Genomic DNA, 19968 nt, shown 5'->3' on the forward strand with positions numbered 1-19968 from the left:
CACACCTCTCGAGTTTCCGGGTGTACCGCCGGCCCGACGAGAATTGCGGATGCCAGGTGCCGGAGCCGGGTACGGGCCCAGTCTCTGGGCAGCACGTTTCCACCGGCGGCCCGGGGTGTTTCGAATCGGTTACCAACCGCCCGGAAATGTTAAGAGCGTGTTTCGCCCGCTCCGCGGACGAGGTCCTACTCGGAGTGCGGGGGCAGTTCTCCGGTGGTCAAAGCCACCATGCGAGACTGCGACCTGAGGTACTTCTTGCGGTAGCCGCCGGCCAGCATCTCGGCGTCGAACGCTTCACTGAGCGGGAGCCCGCTGGCGATGATCGGAATCTCAGCGTCGTAAACGCGATCGATGAATGCCACCAGGCGCAGGGCATCCGTTTGATTGGTCAGCAGAAAGACCCCGTTCAGCGCGATCACGTCGACACCATTGATGATCTTGATGTACTTCGACGGATGAACCGTGGCCAGGTGTCGCATGAGGGCACCGAAATCGTCTTCGGTCACGCTGGCACCCCGACCGGCGAGAGTGGTGACCATGTGCGCAAGGGCGTCGTCTTCGACGCTCACCGCCGAACCTCCGGTGTCGCGGCGTCTGTAGTCGAGGCCGTCGATACGAATCGTCTCGAAGTTCGCCGACATCGCCTGGATCTCGCGCAGGAAGTCCGAGGCAGCGAACCGTCCCTCTCCCAGCGAGTTCGGCGGGGTGTTCGAGGTAGCAGCCACGCGCGTGCCAGTGGAGATGAGGTCTGCCAGGAGACGGGTCATCATCATGGTGTCGCCTGGGTCGTCGAGTTCGAATTCGTCGATGCAGATGAGTTTGGCGCTGCGCAGTTGCACGAGGGTCTCCGCGTAACCGAGTGCGCCGACCAGTGCGGTGTATTCGATGAACGTGCCGAAGTACTTCGGACCTGGCGCCGCATGCCAGAGGGCGGCCAGAAGGTGGGTCTTGCCGACACCGAAGCCGCCGTCGAGGTAGATTCCAGGCAGTTCGAGCTTGGGTCTGCGGTTACGGGAGAAGAACCCGCCGGGGCGCTGCGCCCGCCAGACGGCAGCAAATTCCTTCAGGCGTTCGACCGCTCCGGCCTGCGTTGGAAAGTCGGTATCCGGCCGGTACGACTCGAAGGTCGCGTGTTCGAACTGGGGCGGCGGTATCAGTTCGGCGACGATCTCAGCCCCGGTGATGGTGGGGGTGCGATCGGAGAGCCGGAGAACCCCCTGCGCGAGTTCGGACGCCATACTGCAGTACCTGTGTTTCTAGTCGTCTGTGTCGAGATGTTCTGTGTCGAAGGGTTACCGTTCGAGTGCGGCCCGCGCTCGAAGTGCGTAGATTCGAAGTGCGGGCAGGTAACCAGCCTAATCCGCAGACAACCCGTTCCCGCGCCCTCGGCGCTCTCTGGAGGTTTCCATGCCTGTTGCCCTCGATCCGGCCCCGAAGTTCGCCGAATACGCCCACCCGGAGCGCCTGGTATCGACCGAATGGCTCGCAGAACACGCGAACGATCCGGGTCTCGTACTACTCGAATCCGATGAGGATGTGCTGCTCTACGAGACCGGCCACATTCCCGGCGCGCTGAAGATCGACTGGCACACCGATCTCAATGACCCCGTCGAGCGTGACTTCATCGGCAGCGACGCTTTCGCGGCCGTCGCCGGCTCCAAGGGCATCACCCGCGACTCCACCGTGGTGATCTACGGCGACAAGAACAACTGGTGGGCCGCATACGCACTCTGGGTCTTCACCCTGTTCGGCCACGAAGACGTGCGCCTGGTCGACGGAGGCCGCGACAAGTGGGTCGCGGAGGGTCGTGAGCTGACAACGGATGTCCCGGTCGTCACGCCGGCCGAATACCCCGTCGTTGCTCGCAATGACGCACCGGTACGCGCATTGAAGGAAGACGTGCTCGCCCACTTCGGCAATCCCCTGGTCGACGTTCGTTCGCCTGAAGAGTACTCGGGCGAACGCACCAGCATGCCGGCATACCCGGAAGAAGGCGCGCTCCGTGGCGGACACATTCCCTCCGCCGCATCCGTACCGTGGAGCCGTGCGGCCGCAGCCGACGCCACCTTCCGCGGTCGCGAGGAGCTCGACGCCATCTATCGCGGAGAAGCGGGACTGAAAGACGGCGACCCCGTCATTGCCTACTGCCGAATCGGTGAGCGTTCCAGCCACACCTGGTTTGTCCTGACCCACCTCCTGGGCTTCGAGAACGTGCGCAACTACGACGGCTCCTGGGTCGAATGGGGCAACGCCGTGCGGGTTCCGATCGCGGTCGGCCCCGATCAAGGCGACGCACCGTCACCACGCTGAGTCCGCGTGGGAGAATGGAATCGATGACTGACGAGCTCCCCGAGCGCCTGGCCGAGATCCGGGACGATTTCCTCGCACTAGAGCAGAACGACCGACTGCAGCTGCTCCTCGAGTTCTCAAACGAACTCCCCGAGCTGCCGGCGCGCTACCAGGACCACCCAGACCTGTTCGAGCGGGTCGTCGAATGCCAGTCGCCGGTGTACATCTTCGTCGAGGTCGACGACGACACAGGGGTGCACCTGTTCGCAACAGCACCTCGGGAGTCCCCGACCACACGTGGATTCGCCTCGATCCTTGCCCAGGGCCTCGACGGGCTGAGTGCTGAAGAGGTGCTCGCGGTTCCGGATGACTTTCCACAGACGATCGGCCTGACGCAGGCGGTCTCGCCGCTGCGCATCCGTGGCATGAGCGCACTCTTGGCGCGCACCAAGCGCCAGCTCAGGGAGCGCTCAGCCGCCTGATCTACGCCTGAAGCCCAAGATCCGCGCAATCCTCGTGGCGTCGGTGACTGAGCCGAGGCCGACTGATGGGCTGTTGTTGACCCTCGCGGACTGTTTCGGTGCCCTGGGAGGGATGGAACTGGATCTTCCGCCGCGTGCGACCCCTGCACGTGCAGCGGATCTCGCATCGTGATTGTCGTCGACACCAACGTGGTCTCGGAGCTCATGCGGCCCTCACCTGCGCCGAGGGTTGTGGACTGGATACACGCGCAGGATCAGAACGAGCTGTACACGACGTCGATCACGCTGGCGGAGATTCGTTACGGCATCGAGAGGCTCGATGCCGGCCGCCGGAAGGAACTGTTCACATCCACGGCAGAGGAGATATTCGACGCATTCGGCGAGTACATCCTTCCGTTCGATCGGTCAGCGGCGCTTCACTACGCCGCTGTTGTGAGCGGACGCGACCGCCTTGGATTCCCGATCGATGGATTCGACGCTCAGATTGCTGCCATCTGTGCCACCCACAAGGCGACGCTGGCGACGCACAATGTCAGAGACTTTCACGACACTGGAATCGAGATCACCAACCCCTGGCACCAGGGCTGAGGCAGAGCATCAGTCTGTGCCGCCACAGCGGATCCGCCCGCTATATAGGCGCCGTTCGCGGAGCGAGAATCGATATAGGTGCCATTCGCGGAGCGAGAATCGCAACCCGGGAGAATCACGATCCGTCGTTCAGACGAGTATTGGGGATGACATCCGCCAGCCAGGTGCGAATCGCACCGCCCCAGGCATCCGGGTCGTAGTTCCAGAGCTTGGTGTGCCTGGCGCGGGCGAACGGCACGAACGTGACGATGTCTCGTCTCTTGGCGGCCAGGGCGCGTGATCCGGTTGCCGGCACGTATCCGTCGTCGTCGCTGTGCATGATCAGCATCGGAAGCGTGAGTTCCTCAGCCCGGGCAACGAAGTCCAACCTGTCGAAATCGATAGGCACCTCCTGGCCGGTCACCGCCGAAGCCCACGGCTGCCCGAGCAGGTGCATCGCTCCCGTTGCCACACCGTTGGGGAGCCCGAGCAGAGTGCCCTGGTAGTCGACGACATCCGCCCACTCGATCACCGGCGAGTCGAGCACGATGCCGTCAATGACATCACGGTGAGCCGACCTGGTCGCCGTCTGCAGTGCGATGGCCCCTCCCATCGACCACCCCATCAGAACAACATTCGTGGCGCCGCGCTCGATCGCCCAGGCGATGGCCGAGTCGACGTCCCTCCACTCGGTGTCGCCGAGCCCATATCGTCCGTCAGGACTCGCCGGCGCAATCCCGTCGTTGCGGTAGGAGATCAGCAGAGAGTTGTAACCGGCTTTCCGGAAGGGGGTCACCGAACGAAGGGTCTCCTGCCTCGTGACGGCCCGCCCGTGCACTTGGATGACCCAGCGATCCGTCTCGCCGGTGTCTTGCGGATCTCCTGGCCGCCCTGCAGGAATGAACCAAGCGGGCGAGGGCCCGATCAAGGTCGGAATGAGCACGTCTTCGTAGTCGAGTCCGAGGTCCCAGGGCCCGAGGTAATACCACCCGCTCAGCCGGCCGATGCCGGAGTGCTGGGGATCCCCGAAATCGACGCCGTCAATCCGGCGCGTCACGGTCGCCGGGGTGCTGCGGATGATCTCCCCCAACCGAAGGTGGCCGGTGTCGTTACCGAACCACAGTCCATACCGGCCGGGCAACACGGAGTCTTCCGTCGCCTGCAGGGTGATGGTCCCAAGGGCGACATCGACGGCCTGTATACCGACATCCTGCTTCCGCTTTCGCGGAGGCGTCACGATCGTTCGTGCCATCACCGTTGTCAGCGTTCCGAATGCCACCGCCAGCGACAGCACGATCCCGCCGGCCGCAAGCGCGCCGATGACGAGCAGTTTCGCCGGGCTGATCGCCCGTTGCGCGCTCCGCCGAGCCGCCCGATGCTGCCAGTACGCCACAGTCGCCTCCGAACCGGTCGGCGTGCCTCAGCGACAGCGCCCGAAAAAAACTCTAGTCTGCGAACGTGCCCGAAACACACGACAAGCCAACGTTGCCTCCGGCGTTCGCAGCTGCGCTGGATGCGATCCGGCGAGCACAGACCCGCTCGGAACTCATCGTCAACGAGATCACGGCGCCTGGCAACCTCGCCCCTCACGCCGTCGCCCTGGCTGCGGACGTCAGCCCGGCACGCCACGGTTCTGACTCCGATCTCGGCACGGGCCGCTTCATCCTTCTGTACGACCCGGAAGAACCGGAAGCATGGGGCGGTGCATTCCGGGTGGTGTGCTTCGCCCAGGCGCCCCTCGAGACCGATATCGGTCTCGATCCGTTCCTGGCCGAAGTCGCCTGGGCCTGGCTGGTCGACGCCCTCGATGCGCGCGGGGCGCAGTACTCATCGGCATCCGGCACAGCGACCAAGATCATCTCCTCCGGGTTCGGCGAACTCGCCAGGCAGGGTGACGGTGCGCAGATCGAATTACGAGCGTCGTGGACGCCGAAGGACCACAACGTCACCGCCCACGTCGAGGGATGGGGCGAACTGTTGTGCATGCTCGCCGGACTCCCACCAGCCGGAGAGGGAGTCAGCCTGCTCTCGGCGCGACGGAACCCGCGTGGCTGACCATCGGGTGATCGACACACAGGACGCCTACCTGGCGGCCGTCGCGGCCATCGCCGCAGGAATCGGCCCCGTCGGCATCGACGCGGAGCGGGCATCCGGTTTCACGTATTCGCAACGCGCGTACCTGATCCAGGTCTACCGACGTGACGCTGGCACTTTCCTCTTCGATCCACCGAGCATCGGTCGCTTCGACGAACTGAACGCAGTCCTGGCAGAGGAGGAGTGGATTCTCCATGCCGCCAGCCAGGATCTCGCCTGCCTGCGCGAAGTCGGCCTCGACCCGTCACGGATCTTCGATACCGAACTCGCCGCCAGGCTCCTCGGGATGCCCAGGGTGGGGCTCGGCACCGTTGTAGAGGAACTGCTCGGTATCCACCTGGCCAAAGAACATTCGGCGGCGAACTGGTCGACCAGACCGCTGCCAGAGTCGTGGCTTGTGTACGCAGCACTCGACGTCGAGCTGCTTCCCGATCTTCGGGACCAAATGGCGATGATGCTCGAAGAGTCAGACAAATCCGCCATCGCCGTACAGGAGTTCGATGCAGTACGCGCCAAGGAGACCAAGCCGCAGCGCGCCGACCCATGGCGTCGCCTCTCTGGCATCCACAGCATCCGTGGGCAACGCAGCCTGGCCATCGCCAGGGAGCTCTGGCTGGCCAGAGACGAACTTGCCAGGGAACTGGATGTCTCCCCCGGCCGCTTGGTGCCCGATGCCTCCCTGCTCGCCGCCGCCAAGCGTGCACCAGAGACGAAACAGGTACTGGCAGAGCTCCGCGAGTTCAGCGGCCGTGCCAGCCGCACAGAGATCGACCGCTGGTGGAAAGCCGTGCACGACGGGCTGACCACAGACGATATGCCGGTAATGCGTCCGAACGGCGACACACTGCCTCCCCCGCGCTCCTGGTCTGGCCGGAACCCCGAGGCCGACCTGCGGTACAAGGCAGCGCGAGCCGCCATCGCCAAGGTCGCCGAGGAGCGATTGATTCCGGCCGAGAACCTCCTGACACCGGAGTATCTGCGCAGACTGTGTTGGACTCCCCCCGAACCCGCTGACGCAGCATCCGTCGCCGTTGCCTTGTCAGAATCGGGTGCGAGACCCTGGCAGGTTGACGCAATCGCACAGGTGATTGCCGATGCCTTTGTGGAAGCCCGCCAAACGACGCCGTCACCGGCCGAGCCCTCTTCGTAGGAACAATCAAAGGATTCTTGCGGCAAATTTGGCCACTCTAAGATCGAGATTGACCTGATCCGATTGATGGAGGCATTGTGGCCGAGAGAGCAGAAGTCGTGTTTGTGGACGGGGTTCGCACCCCGTTCGGACGCGCAGGCGAAAAGGGCATGTACTGGAACACCAGAGCAGACGACCTGGTGGTCAAGGCCATGATCGGCCTGATGGAACGGAACCCGAACGTACCGGGCGAACGGATCGACGATGTGGCCATCGCCGCCACCACCCAGACCGGTGACCAGGGGCTCACGCTTGGGCGGACCGCTGCCCTCCTGGCCGGCCTGCCGAAGTCTGTTCCAGGGTTCGCCATTGATCGCATGTGTGCGGGGGCCATGACCGCCGTCACTACCATGGGCTCCGCCATCGGATTCGGCGCATACGACCTGGCGATCGCCGGTGGCGTCGAACACATGGGGCGCCACCCGATGGGCTCAGGCGTCGACCCGAACCCGCGGTTCCTTTCGGAGAAGCTGGTCGGCGAAGACGCGCTCGTGATGGGCGCGACCGCCGAGAGGATCCACGATCGGTTCCCCGCGTACACCAAGGAACGTTCAGACCGCTTTGCCCTGGCCAGTCAGCAGAAGGTGGCAGCGGCCTACGAGGCAGGCAAGATTCAGCCGGATCTCGTACCCGTCGCCATCCGCAGCGAGGCCGGCTGGGGACTCGCCACCCGCGACGAGGCTCCACGGCCAGAGACCACCATGGAGGGCCTCGCCGCGCTGAAGACTCCCTTCCGCCCGTACGGGCGCATCACCGCGGGCAATGCGTCAGGACTCAACGACGGCGCCACCGCCTGCCTGCTCGCAAGCAGCCACGCGGCGAAGGAACTCGGACTCAGCGTCAAGATGAAGATGGTGAGCTTCGCCTTCGCCGGCGTTGAGCCGGAAGTCATGGGACTCGGTCCGGTTCCGTCAACGGAGAAGGCGCTGCGCAAGGCCGGGTTGACGATCGGCGACATCGGCCTGTTCGAACTCAACGAGGCGTTCGCCGTGCAGGTCATCTCCTTCCTCGACCATTTCGGCATCGACGATGACGACCCACGCGTGAACCAGTACGGCGGCGCCATCGCAATCGGGCATCCGCTCGCCTCATCTGGCGTTCGCCTGATGAACCAGCTCGCCGCGCAGTTCACCGAACACCCGGAGGTGCGTTACGGGGTCACCGCGATGTGCATCGGACTCGGCCAGGGCGGCACCGTCATCTGGGAGAACCCGAACTTCAGCAAGAAGGCAGGAAAGCGATGACCGACTACGCCAGCATCGATTTTGAATCACTCCTTGAGTTGTCTGCCGACGAGGTCGTCACACACTCGTTCGTGCGCGACGTTCCGCTCTCCGGCGGCCGTGTGCTCGCCCTGGTCACCCTCGACAACGGTCGCGACCACACCAGGCCGAACACGCTCGGCCCGGTCACCCTCCTCGAATTCTCAAAGACGATGGACGAACTGAAGGAACGAGCAGCCCGCGGCGAGATCCACGGTGTGGCAGTGACCGGCAAGCCGTTCATCCTGGCTGCGGGGGCAGACCTCAGCAAGGTCAGTGAGATCCCCTCACGGGAGATCGGCGTGAAGCTGGCACAGCTCGGGCACCATGCACTCGGCAAGCAGGCCGACCTTGGCGTGCCGTCGTTCGTTTTCATCAATGGCCTCGCACTCGGTGGCGGGCTCGAGATTGGTTTGAACGCCGACTATCGCACGGTGGATGCCTCGGCTCCTGCGATCGCGCTCCCCGAGGTCTTCCTCGGCCTGATTCCCGGTTGGGGCGGCGCCTACCTGTTGCCGAACCTGATCGGTATTGAGAACGCCCTCAAGGTGGTCATCGAGAATCCACTGAAGAACAACCGCACGCTCAAAGCCGTCGACGCACTTGAGCTCGGCATCGCAGACGCCATGTTCGATTCAGCCCGCTTCCTCGAAGAGTCGATCAATTGGGCCGACGGCGTCATCGCCGGCACGACCAAGGTGCCCCGGCCCCACACACCAGGCAAGGTCGAGCGGCTGGTCAAGTGGGATGCGGCGATCGGTATCGCACGCAAGATGCTCGAGAACCGGCTCGGATCGGTTCCGAAGTCCCCGTACCGGGCCCTTGACCTGCTCAAGGCCGCAAAGAGCGGCAAGAAGGCCGAAGGATTCGCTCGAGAGGACGAAGCGCTTGCCGACCTGATCTCCGGTGATCAGTTGCAGGCAAGCATCTATGCCTTCAACCTGGTGCAGAAGCGTGCCAAGCGCCCCGCCGGAGCGCCGGACAAGGCACTGGCCAAGCCGGTCACCAGGGTCGGCGTCCTTGGCGCCGGCTATATGGCGAGCCAGTTCGCGCTGCTGTTCGTGCGGCGATTGCGTGTTCCGGTGGTCATCACCGACCTCGACCAGGCACGCGTCGACAAGGGGGTTGCCTACATCCACGACGAGATCGGCAAATTGCTCGATAAGGGCCGCATCTCACCCGACGAGTCGAACCGGCTCCGCGCACTGGTCACCGGCACGACAGACAAGGCCGACTTCGCCGGCTGCGATTGGGTCATCGAGGCCGTCTTCGAAGAGCTCGAAATCAAGCAGGATGTGTTCGCCGAGATCGAGAAGCACATCGCGCCAGACGCAGTGCTCGCCACAAACACGTCGTCTCTCTCGGTCGAACAGATCGGGGCCAAGCTGGAGCATCCGGAGCGTGTTGTCGGTTTCCACTTCTTCACCCCGGTCGCGCTCATGCCGTTGATCGAGGTCGTCAACACGCCGAACACCGACGAGGCCACCCTGTCCACGGCCATGGTCATCGCGGCCAAGCTGCGCAAGAACGCCGTGATCACGGCAGACACGCCCGGCTTTGTGGTGAACAGAGTGCTTGCGAAGCTGCTCGGTGAGGCGATGCACGCGGTCGACAACGGCACGCCGTTCGAGGTCGTCGACCAGGCTATGGCGCCGCTCGGCCTCCCGATGGCACCATCCGTTCTGCTTGACCTGGTCGGACTGAAGGTCGGGGCGCACGTGCTCGATACCCACCACGCCGCCTTTCCCGACCGCTTTTACCGCAGCGAGAATCTGCACAAACTCGCCGAGCACGGCACCCTGCTCGAGAAGGACGCAAAGGGCAAGGTCAAAGGCTTCGACAAGACGGCCCTGAAGATCGTGTCGGGTGGGAAGAGCCCGCTGTCCGCGGACGATATCCTGCGTCGGTTGGAAGATGGCCTGGCCGACGAGATTCACCGGATGCTGGAAGACGACGTCGTGCACGCGGCGGAGGACATCGACCTGTGCATGATCCTCGGTGCGGGCTGGCCGTTCCAGATGGGCGGGTTGACCCCGTACCTCGACCGGGTCGGGGCAAGCGAGCGGGTCTTCGGCGACACGTTCCACCACCCGACGATCCGCGGAGTCGGCGCCTGAGACCGCCCGAAATCGCCGCTTCCGCCGAGAATCGCGGGTGGAGCGGCGATTCTGGGCGCGATTGGCGATTCTGGGCGCGTGCCGAGCGCGGCATCCGTTGTTATCGGGGGCGAACCAGCGTGCGTCCCCTGATGGCAGAACTCAATGCCTCGATCGGCTCGCGCGCCGCCGACGGGTTCGACATCAGCGTGAAGTCAACCTGCCCAAGCTCTGGCAGTTCGAACCGGTTGCTCACTTTGACGAGGTCATCGGGGATCAACGACTGCGGGAAGACCGCAATGCCGATACCGGCTCGAACGGCGGCAAGAACGCCGTTGACCTCCCTGGTGGTGCAGGTGATACGCCAGGTGCGACCGGATGCCTCGAGTGCGTCGATCGCCAACTGCCGGCTCAGACTCGGGGCACGATAGGTGATCAGCGGCACCGGCTCGCCTGGCTCGATCATCGTCTTCTCCTGCCCCACCCACACCACGCGGTCGGTGCCGACAAGCGACCCTTCGTCATCGTCGCCGACGGAGCGCTTCACGAAGATCAGGTCAAGATGGCCGGCCTTCAGCCGCCGGTAGAGCGGCCCACTCTGGTCGACGGTGAGCTCCAGATTGATCTGCGGATTCAGCTGCCGAAAATGGCGGAGAATCCGTGGCAGTCTGGTCAACGCCAGGTCGTCCGCCGCGCCGAACCTCAGTCGGCCTCGCGTCGCCGATCCGGTGAAATAGTCCAGAGCGGCAGCGTGCGCAGCCAGGATGGTCCTGGCGAAGCCGGCCAGCGCGTCGCCGTTGTCTGTCAGGCGCACCTCGCGGGTGTCGCGCGCGATCAGGATCCTGCCGACGGCGGTTTCGAGCCGACGCACATGCTGGCTCACCGTCGGCTGGCTGATACCGAGTTGGGCCGCCGCTTTGGTGAAGCTGCGCGTGCCGGCCACGGCAAGGAACGTCTTGAGTAGTACAGGGTCGTACATGGTCATCCATTCGAATATCCAATAGAACTTATAGGCCCAATTTAGCCCTGTAATGACCAATTTAGCCCTGGAATGGCTCCGGCGCGAGTAGCGTCGAAGACACGCCTTCGATTATCACCTCTGGAAAACCTGTGCCTTCCCCCGTCGACACCGCTCCGCTCACCGAGCCCATTCCGGTGTCCTCCGGCCCACAACCGTGGAGCCAGACCCTCGTCTCGCTGAGCGTTCCCAACTTCCGGCTGTTCACCGTCTCCAACGTCATCGCGATGACGGCGACGTGGATGCAGCGCATCGCCCAGGACTGGCTGGTGCTCGAACTGACGGGCAGCGTGGCCGCGGTGGGCATCACGGTGGCGATGCAGTTCGCGCCGATGCTGTTCTTCGGCCTGTTCGGCGGTGTGATCGTCGACCGCTACTCCAAACGGATGCTGTTGATGCTCACGCAGTCGGTGGCCGCCGGGCTCAGCCTGGCACTAACCATCCTCACCCTCACCGATGCAGTGCAGGTCTGGCAGGTGTGGGTCATCGCATTCCTGGTCGGCCTTGTCACGGTCGTCGACAATCCAACGCGGCAGGTGTTCGTGAACGAGATCGTCGGCCCGCGTTACTTGCGGAACGCGATCACCATCAACTCTTCGGTCTTCCAACTCGGCGGCCTGATCGGCCCGGCGGTAAGCGGTGCGCTCATCGTCGCGGTCGGCGCCGGCTGGTCATTCGGCATCAACACCGTCGCCTGCCTGGTGACCGTCATCGCCCTGTCGCGGTTGAAGGCGTCCACGCTGCATCGCGCTCCCCCTGCCCCGAGGCGGAGCGGTCAGCTGCGCGAAGGCATCCGCTATGTGGCCTCGAAGCCGACCATCTTCTGGCCGATCGTGATGCTGGGATTCCTGTCGGTTTTCTCCCTGAACATGCCGGTGCTGCTCGCCGCGTATGCCAGCGATGTGTACGACGTCGGAGCAGGCGGTTACGGTCTGTTCAACACCCTGGTAGCCATCGGTGCCTTTGTCGGCGCGCTGGCATCGACGCGACGCGGCAGTATTCGGCTGCGCACGGTGATCTCCTGCGGTGGAGTCTGGGCGGTGATCCAGGCGACGTCAGGGCTGATGCCGACGGAACTGTTGTTCGCAGTTGTCCTGGTCGCCACCGGTGTTGCCAACCAGTTCTTCTTCACGGCGGGCAACCCGCTGGTGCAGATGTCGTCGAACGTTCGCGTGCGCGGCCGGGTGATGTCGGTATGGGTACTCGTGCTGCTCGGCGGACAGGCCATCGGCGGGCCACTCATGGGGTGGATCGTCGAATCCTTCGGCCCGCACGTGGGAATGCTCGTCTCCGGCCTGGTGCCGGCGACAGCGGCGGTTGTCATCGCCATCATCCTGGCCAGGCGTCACCAGCTGCGCCTGGTGCTCCGTCTCCCCCGGCGTCGCCGCAGGTAGGCGTCAGAGTTCAGCTGTCAGAACTCAGTCGCGGCTGCGACGGTTCACGGGGATCGAACCGGTGTTGGTGCCGTCTGCGGCCAGAGGCCTGGCGATCGGGATCTTACTGCCGAGAACCATCGCTACGACGTCGCGTGCGATGTGCTGAGAGGTCAATCCGGCGCTCTCCAGGATCTCGCTCCTCGAGCCGTGCCCGAGGAACTCATCCGGCAGACCGAGTTCGGTGACTGCCGTGTCGACACCGGCGTGGCGGAGGTCCTGTCTGATTCGGGTTCCGATTCCGCCGACCCGGATGCCGTCTTCAATGCTGACGACGATCCGGTGCTGCGCGGCCAGGGTGATGATGCTCTCCGGGACCGGAACGACCCAACGCGGGTCTACGACTGTTGCGCCGATTCCCTGCGCAGCCAGCCGTTCGGCAACCTCGAGCCCAGTCTGGGCCATCGGGCCGACGGCGACGATCAGCACGTCTTTGGTCGTTCCTTCGCTCAGGACATCGACTCCGTCGTCCAGACGCCGGACGGCGTCGATCGACTCCCCGACGCTTCCCCGTGGAAAACGCAAAACGGTGGGGGCGTCGTCGATCACGACGGCCTCCGCAAGTTCCTCGCGCAGTCGTTCGGCGTCGCGGGGTGCGGCCAGTCTGATTCCTGGCACCACCTGGAGGATGGCCAGGTCCCACATCCCGTGGTGGCTCGGTCCGTCAGGGCCGGTCACGCCGGCACGGTCCAGCACAAAGGTCACTCCGGCCTTGTGCAGCGCAACGTCCATTAGCACCTGGTCGAATGCACGATTCATGAAGGTGGCGTAGAGGGCGACAACCGGATGCAGGCCGCCGAACGCCAGCCCGGCCGCGCTGGTCACCGCGTGCTGCTCAGCGATGCCGACGTCGTGCACTCGTCCGGGGAAACGCTCCGCCATCCGGTGCAGGCCGGTCGGCCGCAACATGGCGGCCGTAATTCCGACCAAACGGTCATTGCTCGCTGCGAGCTTCACCAGTTCGTCTGCGAAGACCGACGTCCACGATGGCGAGCTCGACGAGGAGATCGATTCCCCCGTCTCCGGGTCGATCTGACCGACGGCGTGGAATCGGTCTGCCGTGTCCCTGATGGCCGGGTCGTATCCCTTGCCTTTCTGGGTGATGGTGTGCACGATGACCGGGGCCCCATAGCCCTTCGCCTGGCTCAGCGCTTCCTGCATCGCCTCGATGTCGTGACCGTCCACCGGGCCGATGTACTTGATGTCGAGGTTCGAGTACAGCGCTTCGTTGTTCGTGAACCGGCTGAGGAATCCGTGTAGTCCTCCGCGTACCCCTCGATAGATGGCGCGCCCAGGGGTTCCGAGATGGTCGAAGGCCTTGCGGCTGGAGAAGTACAGGTCGCGGTAGCCGCGCTTGGTGCGCACAGTGTTCAGGAACCGCGCCATGCCGCCGATCGTCGGCGCGTACGACCGGCCGTTGTCGTTGACGATGATGATCAGGCGACGGGTGTTGTCGTCGCTGATGTTGTTCAGGGCTTCCCAGGTCATTCCCCCGGTGAGGGCTCCATCTCCGACGACCGCTACCACGTGGCGGTCTGACTGCCCGGTCATCTCGAAGGCGCGTGAGATTCCGTCGGCCCACGAGAGCGAGCTGGAGGCGTGGGAGCTCTCGACGATGTCGTGAACGGACTCTGAGCGCTGCGGGTAGCCGGCGACGCCGTCGCTCTGACGGAGACGGCTGAAGTCCTGTCGCCCGGTAAGCAGCTTGTGCACGTATGCCTGGTGACCGACGTCGAACACGATGGCATCCGTCGGTGAGTCGAAGATGCGGTGAATGGCGATCGTCATTTCAACCACACCGAGATTCGGGCCGAGGTGCCCGCCGGTCTTGGCCACCTCTGCCACCAGGAACTGCCGGATCTCGCCGGCCAGCTGGATGAGTTGCTCCTTCGAGAGAGAATCCAGGTCCCTGGGACCGTTGATCGACTCCAGAAGGGTCATGCCAACCACCTTTCCCGCGTGCGACAGCTTTTCAATCCGATTCTACGCGCCCGTCGGAGGCTCGGGTCGGCCTCAGCCGGGAGCTACGCGTGTCGAACGCCGTTGCGCGGGTGGCAGAACCACCCGCGCAACGGCGTTCATCCAGCGCGGCGCTGATTCAGCCTTACGCGACCAAGGAACGAAGCACGTACTGCAGGATGCCGCCGTTGCGGTAGTAGTCGGCCTCGCCCGGTGTGTCGATGCGCACGACGGCGTCGAACTCGACGGTCGCCTTGCCCTCCGGCGAGTTCTCGCTCGGCGCGGCGACCACGTGAACGGTCTTCGGAGTCGTGCCGTTGTTCAGTTCCTCAAGTCCGGTGATCGACACGATCTCCGTGCCGTCGAGTCCAAGCGACGCCCACGACTCTCCGGCAGGGAACTGCAGCGGAACGACGCCCATGCCGATCAGGTTCGAACGGTGGATGCGCTCGAAGCTTTCGGTGATGACGGCGGAGACGCCCAGCAGGCTGGTGCCCTTCGCCGCCCAGTCGCGCGACGAGCCGGAGCCGTACTCCTTGCCTCCAAAGATCACCAGCGGAGTGCCCTGCGCCTGGTAATTCTCCGACGCGTCGTAAATGAACGACTGCGGGCCGTCCGGCTGGGTGAAGTCGCGGGTGTAGCCGCCCTCGACGCCCTCCAGGAGGAGGTTCCTGAGACGGATGTTCGCGAAGGTTCCGCGGATCATGATCTCGTGGTTGCCGCGACGCGAGCCGTAGGAGTTGTAGTCCTTGCGGTCGACGCCGTGCTCGTTCAGGTAGCGTCCGGCAGGGCTGTCTGCCTTGATGGAACCGGCCGGGCTGATGTGGTCGGTCGTGACAGAGTCACCCAGCTTGGCCAGAACCCTGGCACCGGAGATGTTCGACACCGGGGTGATCTCCATGGTCATGCCCTCGAAGTACGGGGGGCGACGCACGTAGGTCGACTCAGGGTTCCATTCGAAGGTGTCACCGGTGGGCGTCTCGAGGGACTTCCAGCGCTCGTCGCCCTCGAAGACGCTCGCGTACTGGTGGGTGAACATGCCGGAGTCGATCGACGAATCGATCGTCGCCTGAACCTCGGCGGCGTCCGGCCAGATGTCCTTCAGGAACACGTCATTTCCGTCGGTGTCCTGGCCGAGCGCATCCGTTTCGAAGTCGAAGTTCATCGACCCGGCGAGAGCGTAGGCGATGACCAGCGGCGGGCTGGCCAGGTAGTTCATCTTCACATCGGGGTTGATGCGGCCCTCGAAGTTGCGGTTGCCAGAGAGAACGGCGGTGACAGCCAGGTCGTTCTCATTGACCGCAGCCGAGATCTCATCTTCCAGCGGTCCGGAGTTGCCGATGCACGTGGTGCAGCCGTATCCGACCAGGTAGAAGCCGAGGTCTTCGAGGTAACCGTTCAGGCCGGCCTTCTCGTAGTAGTCGGTGACGACCTTGGAGCCTGGGGCGAGCGTGGTCTTGACCCACGGCTTCGACTTCAGGCCCTTCTTCGAGGCATTGCGGGCGAGGAGGCCCGCGGCAAGCATCACCGACGGGTTCGAGGTGTTCGTACACGAGGTGATCGCCGCGATGGCCACCGCCCCGTTGTCGATGGTGAACTCGCGGCCGTCCGCCAGCTTCACGTCCGTCGGCTGGGTGTGCTTCAGCGGCGCGTGGCTGTGGTGGCGGGAGTCAGCGCTCGCGTGCGAGATCTCGTGGGCCGACTCTTCGTCCTGCGGGGTGAACCCGATCGGGTCTGACGCCGGGAAAGTGCCCTCTATTGCCGCGTCGACGCCCGAGATGGGGGTGGAGGCGTAGTTGTCGAGGTCGATCTCGAACTGGCTCTTCGCCAGGGAGAGCTCGATACGGTCCTGCGGGCGCTTCGGGCCGGCGATCGACGGCACCACGGTTCCGAGGTCGAGCTCGAGGTACTCGCTGAACACCGGTTCGACGGATGCGTCGTGCCAGAGACCCTGCAGCTTCGAGTACGCCTCGACGAGGGCGACCTGCTCGTCGCTGCGGCCTGTAAGGCGCAGGTAGTCGAGGGTGACGTCGTCGATGGGGAACATCGCTGCCGTTGACCCGAACTCCGGGCTCATGTTGCCGATGGTGGCGCGGTTGGCGAGCGGGACAGAGGCAACGCCGGATCCGTAGAATTCGACGAACTTGCCGACAACGCCGTGGCGACGCAGGATCTGGGTGATCGTGAGCACAACATCCGTCGCCGTCACGCCGGTGGGGATGGTGCCGGAGAGCTTGAAGCCGACGACCTTCGGAATCAGCATGGAAACCGGCTGGCCGAGCATGGCCGCCTCTGCCTCGATGCCGCCGACGCCCCAGCCGAGCACGCCAAGGCCGTTGACCATGGTGGTGTGGGAGTCGGTGCCGACACAGGTGTCCGGGTAGGCCTGGAGAGTGCCATTCACTTCACGGGTCATCGTGACGCGGGCCAGGTGCTCGATGTTCACCTGGTGCACGATGCCGGTCCCTGGCGGAACGACCAGGAAGTCGTCGAATGCGGTCTGTCCCCAGCGGAGGAACTGGTAGCGCTCACCGTTGCGCTCGTATTCAATCTCAACGTTGCGCTCGAAGGCGTTCTCAGTGCCGAACAGGTCGGCGATGACGGAGTGGTCGATGACCATCTCAGCCGGCGCCAGCGGGTTGATCTTCTTCGGGTCGCCGCCGAGCGCTTCAACGGCCTCACGCATTGTGGCAAGGTCGACGATGCAGGGCACGCCGGTGAAGTCCTGCATGATCACGCGGGCGGGCGTGAACTGGATCTCCGTGTCGGGCTCAGCCGTGGGAACCCAGCTGCCGAGCGCGCGAATGTGCGACTCGGTGATGTTCTTGCCGTCTTCGGTCCGGAGAAGGTTCTCCAGAAGCACCTTGAGGCTGAACGGCAGCTTCTCGTGGCCTGTGACCGCGTCGAGGCGGAAGACCTCGTAGTCCTTCTCGCCGACCCGGAGTGTGTCCCGTGCCCCAAAGCTGTTGACCGCCGTGTTACCAGGCTCTGGATTGTTTTGCGCTGGGTTGATGTGCGCTGACACGATGCCACCCTCTCCTTCGTGGTGGCCGGATGATCTACCGGCCGCCCTCAATCTTCGTGGCCGGATGCTGCCCCTGCCAGCAAGGCAAGCCTAACCAGGGAGCGAACTCGCGACCGTGAACTCTTGTCAAAACTATCTTGACGTCAAGATAACTCTAGCACTGGCATCCGCTTCTCATTCTCGGTCGAACACCAGGCCGCGCTTTTTCGCGATCCGGTAGCTGATCTCGATCAGGCTGGCACCCGCCATGCCGACGACGGTGCCGAATGCCAGCGGCCACGACATCTCGAGCTCGATCGCGAAGAAGTCGCGCGTGAGGGGTACGGTGCACGCGAGCACCATGGCGATACTGATACCGACGACCAACGCGAGTCGTGGCCCGGTGAGCGGCCTGGCCAGCACGCAGAGAATCCAGAGCGACACCACGAAGAGGGCGACTGTCGCAACACTTCTCGCCTGGTTCAGCGGGATGACCTGGTACAGCGGGAGGAACGCAGCGAGGGCAGTGACCGCTGCGACGATGCCCGTCGGCACGGCATAACGGAGAATGCGCCCCAGCACGCCCGGCGTGTACAGCCTGCTGTTCGGGGCGAGGGCCAAGATGAAGGACGGGATGCCGATGGCGAGCACCGAGACCAGGCTCAGCTGCCTCGGCAGAAACGGGAACGGTACGGCAATAGCGGCTGTCGCCAGTGCCAGGACAATGCCGTACACCGTCTTCGACAGGAACAGGTTGGCAACGCGCTCCACGTTTGCGATCACGCGTCGCCCGAGGGAGAGGACTTCCGGCAGACGGTCGAAACGATTGCTCAGCAGAACGATTCGCGAAACGGCCTTGGTGGCGGCCGTCGCGCTGCCCATGGCGATGCCGAGATCCGCGTCTTTGATCGCCATCGCGTCGTTGACGCCATCGCCGGTCATGGCGACGGTTCTCCCCTGAGTCTGGAGAATACCGACGGCGCGGTGCTTCTGTTCCGGGCTCACCCTGCCGAACGTGCTCGCGCGATTCAGGGCGGCTTCCAGCTGCACATCATCCGCCAGCGTGGAAGCGTCGATGACCTCACCGTGCAGCCCGAGCTGGCGGCCCAGCGCACCGACGGTGACGGCGTTGTCGCCTGACATGACGATGACGCGCACGCCCTGCTCGGCGAAGTAGGAGAGCGTGGCCGGCGCCTCCGCCCGGATGGATTCGCGGAAGACCACCAGGGCGGCCGGGTGGAGACCGAGGTCGGCCGGTCGCTCAGGCGCCTCGATGGGCAGGCTGCCATCCAGCCGCACCAGCGCGAGCGTGCGGTGCCCGGATGCAGCGCTCTCCTCGGCCATCGACAGTTCAGCGGGATGCTCGGCAAGCAGCCGTTCGGGCGCTCCGAGCAGCCAGGCGTTGCTCGTGCTGCCGTGCGCAACGGCCGCACCGCTGTATTTCATGGTCGAGCTGAATGGGAGCCGTGAGGTGACGACGGCGCCGTCGAGGCTGAAGTGTTCCCCGAGCACCCTGGCCGTCGCGTTCGCCGCGTCGTCGGCACCCCACGCCGCCAATGCGAGCTGCGACGGCAGCGCGAGCGATTCGTCGAACAGCACGAGCCGGTCGAATTCGAGTTCACCATTGGTCAGGGTTCCGGTCTTGTCGAGGCAGAGCACGTCGACCCTGGCGAGCACTTCAACGGCGGCCAGTTCCTGCACGAGCACCTTGCGCCCCGCCAGCTGGATCGCGGCAACGCCGAACGCCAGGCTGATCAGGAGCACGAGTCCTTCTGGAATCATCCCGACGACGCTGGCAACGGAGTCGAGCAGGGCATCGCGCCAGCGGCCGTCGCCGAAATCGACGATCTCGTCGAACCCGCCGTAGGTCAGCACCCGACCGACGAGGGTGATCAGGATGACCGGACCGAGAATCCAGGACAGGTACACCAGGATGCGATTGGTCGCCGTCCGCAACTCGGACTGCACCAGCGAGTGCCGCTTGATCTGCGTGGTCAGCCGGTTCGCATACGACGCCGCCCCGACCGCTGTGACCCTGGCATAGCCGGTTCCTGCGATGATGTGAGAACCGGAGAGCACGTTGTCGCCCTCCGACTTGACGACCGGCTCAGACTCGCCGGTCAGCAGGGACTCATCCGCGACCAGTCCGGTGCACTGCAACACCGTCGCGTCTGCAGGAACCTGGTCTCCTGGTCGGAGAACCAGAACATCGTCTTGCACAACCCCGTCGAGGTCCACTGACTGCACCGCGCCGTCCCGCTTCACCAGGACTTCGGGGGCGGCAAGCACGGCAAGGCGGTCGAGAACCACCTTCGCCCGCACCTCCTGCACGATCCCGATCAGGGCGTTCGCCACCACCACGCCATAAAACAACCCGTCACGCAGGTCGCCCAGGATGAGGACCGCGATGAAGCAGACGGTGAGGATCGCGTTGAACAGCGTGAAGACGTTCTCACGCAGGATGTCGCCGACCGACCGCGAGGTCGGCTGGTGGCTGTCGTTGCCGAGTCCAGCCGATTTCCGTTCCGCCGCTTCCGCACTGCTCAGACCATCAAGAGCGTCAACGACCTGCACG

The 19968-nt window shown here is 64.5% G+C and carries 14 protein-coding genes; 8 read left to right on the top strand and 6 right to left on the bottom strand.

Annotated features, from left to right (window positions below):
- Positions 1-185 precede the first annotated feature (185 nt).
- Entirely contained in the window at positions 186-1238 is a 1053-nt protein-coding gene (gene zapE / locus K323_RS0110155) for a cell division protein ZapE (RefSeq protein ID WP_022885175.1), read from the bottom strand.
- Positions 1239-1407: 169 nt separating this feature from the next.
- On the opposite strand from zapE, the gene K323_RS0110160 reads away from it, so the two are divergent.
- The 3 genes from K323_RS0110160 (at position 1408) to K323_RS0110170 (ending at position 3359) form a co-directional block, all read left to right on the top strand.
- Complete coding sequence (locus K323_RS0110160; protein ID WP_022885176.1) at positions 1408-2310, top strand: sulfurtransferase; 903 nt, start codon at positions 1408-1410, stop codon at positions 2308-2310.
- A gap of 23 nt (positions 2311-2333) precedes the next feature.
- Positions 2334-2771 (top strand): SufE family protein, encoded by a 438-nt coding sequence (locus K323_RS0110165; protein ID WP_022885177.1) that lies wholly within the window; start codon positions 2334-2336, stop codon positions 2769-2771.
- 168 nt (positions 2772-2939) lie between these two features.
- Positions 2940-3359 (top strand): type II toxin-antitoxin system VapC family toxin, encoded by a 420-nt coding sequence (locus K323_RS0110170; RefSeq protein ID WP_022885178.1) that lies wholly within the window; start codon positions 2940-2942, stop codon positions 3357-3359.
- 115 nt (positions 3360-3474) lie between these two features.
- Here the strand turns inward: K323_RS0110170 and K323_RS0110175 are convergent, their stop codons facing one another.
- Positions 3475-4731, bottom strand: coding sequence for an alpha/beta hydrolase family protein (locus K323_RS0110175; RefSeq protein WP_022885179.1), 1257 nt, complete (start codon positions 4729-4731; stop codon positions 3475-3477).
- Between the two features lie 65 nt (positions 4732-4796).
- Between K323_RS0110175 and K323_RS0110180 the strand changes: the two genes are divergently transcribed.
- From K323_RS0110180 to K323_RS0110195, 4 genes are all read left to right on the top strand, one after another.
- On the top strand, positions 4797-5393 hold the full coding sequence (locus tag K323_RS0110180; RefSeq protein WP_022885180.1) for a DUF3000 domain-containing protein: 597 nt from the start codon (positions 4797-4799) through the stop codon (positions 5391-5393).
- The gene (locus tag K323_RS0110185) at positions 5386-6582 is read left to right on the top strand and encodes an HRDC domain-containing protein (RefSeq protein WP_022885181.1); all 1197 of its coding nucleotides are present in this window, start codon (positions 5386-5388) and stop codon (positions 6580-6582) included. The genes K323_RS0110180 and K323_RS0110185 overlap by 8 nt, the downstream gene beginning before the upstream one ends.
- A gap of 77 nt (positions 6583-6659) precedes the next feature.
- Positions 6660-7865, top strand: coding sequence for a thiolase family protein (locus tag K323_RS0110190; RefSeq protein WP_022885182.1), 1206 nt, complete (start codon positions 6660-6662; stop codon positions 7863-7865).
- Positions 7862-10000 (top strand): 3-hydroxyacyl-CoA dehydrogenase NAD-binding domain-containing protein, encoded by a 2139-nt coding sequence (locus tag K323_RS0110195; RefSeq protein WP_022885183.1) that lies wholly within the window; start codon positions 7862-7864, stop codon positions 9998-10000. The genes K323_RS0110190 and K323_RS0110195 overlap by 4 nt, the downstream gene beginning before the upstream one ends.
- 100 nt (positions 10001-10100) lie before the next feature.
- Here K323_RS0110195 and K323_RS0110200 read toward each other — a convergent pair whose 3' ends face one another.
- Positions 10101-10958 carry a LysR substrate-binding domain-containing protein gene (locus K323_RS0110200; protein ID WP_026851505.1) on the bottom strand — a complete coding sequence of 286 codons (858 nt, stop codon included), beginning with the start codon at positions 10956-10958 and terminating at the stop codon, positions 10101-10103.
- Positions 10959-11089: 131 nt separating this feature from the next.
- Here K323_RS0110200 and K323_RS25325 point away from each other — a divergent pair, with 131 nt between their 5' ends.
- Positions 11090-12391 (top strand): MFS transporter, encoded by a 1302-nt coding sequence (locus K323_RS25325; protein WP_022885185.1) that lies wholly within the window; start codon positions 11090-11092, stop codon positions 12389-12391.
- A gap of 24 nt (positions 12392-12415) precedes the next feature.
- Here the strand turns inward: K323_RS25325 and dxs are convergent, their stop codons facing one another.
- The 3 genes from dxs to K323_RS0110220 all read right to left on the bottom strand — a co-directional run bounded on the left by dxs (position 12416) and on the right by K323_RS0110220 (position 19967).
- A complete protein-coding gene (dxs, locus tag K323_RS0110210; RefSeq protein ID WP_022885186.1) occupies positions 12416-14371 on the bottom strand; it encodes a 1-deoxy-D-xylulose-5-phosphate synthase in 1956 nt (651 codons plus the stop codon).
- Positions 14372-14534: 163 nt separating this feature from the next.
- The gene (locus tag K323_RS0110215) at positions 14535-17414 is read right to left on the bottom strand and encodes an aconitate hydratase (protein ID WP_022885187.1); all 2880 of its coding nucleotides are present in this window, start codon (positions 17412-17414) and stop codon (positions 14535-14537) included.
- Between the two features lie 174 nt (positions 17415-17588).
- The gene (locus K323_RS0110220) at positions 17589-19967 is read right to left on the bottom strand and encodes an HAD-IC family P-type ATPase (RefSeq protein ID WP_022885188.1); all 2379 of its coding nucleotides are present in this window, start codon (positions 19965-19967) and stop codon (positions 17589-17591) included.
- Between the last annotated feature and the right edge of the window lies 1 nt (position 19968).

The organism is Glaciibacter superstes DSM 21135, from assembly GCF_000421145.1.
Taxonomy (GTDB): domain Bacteria; phylum Actinomycetota; class Actinomycetes; order Actinomycetales; family Microbacteriaceae; genus Cryobacterium; species Cryobacterium superstes.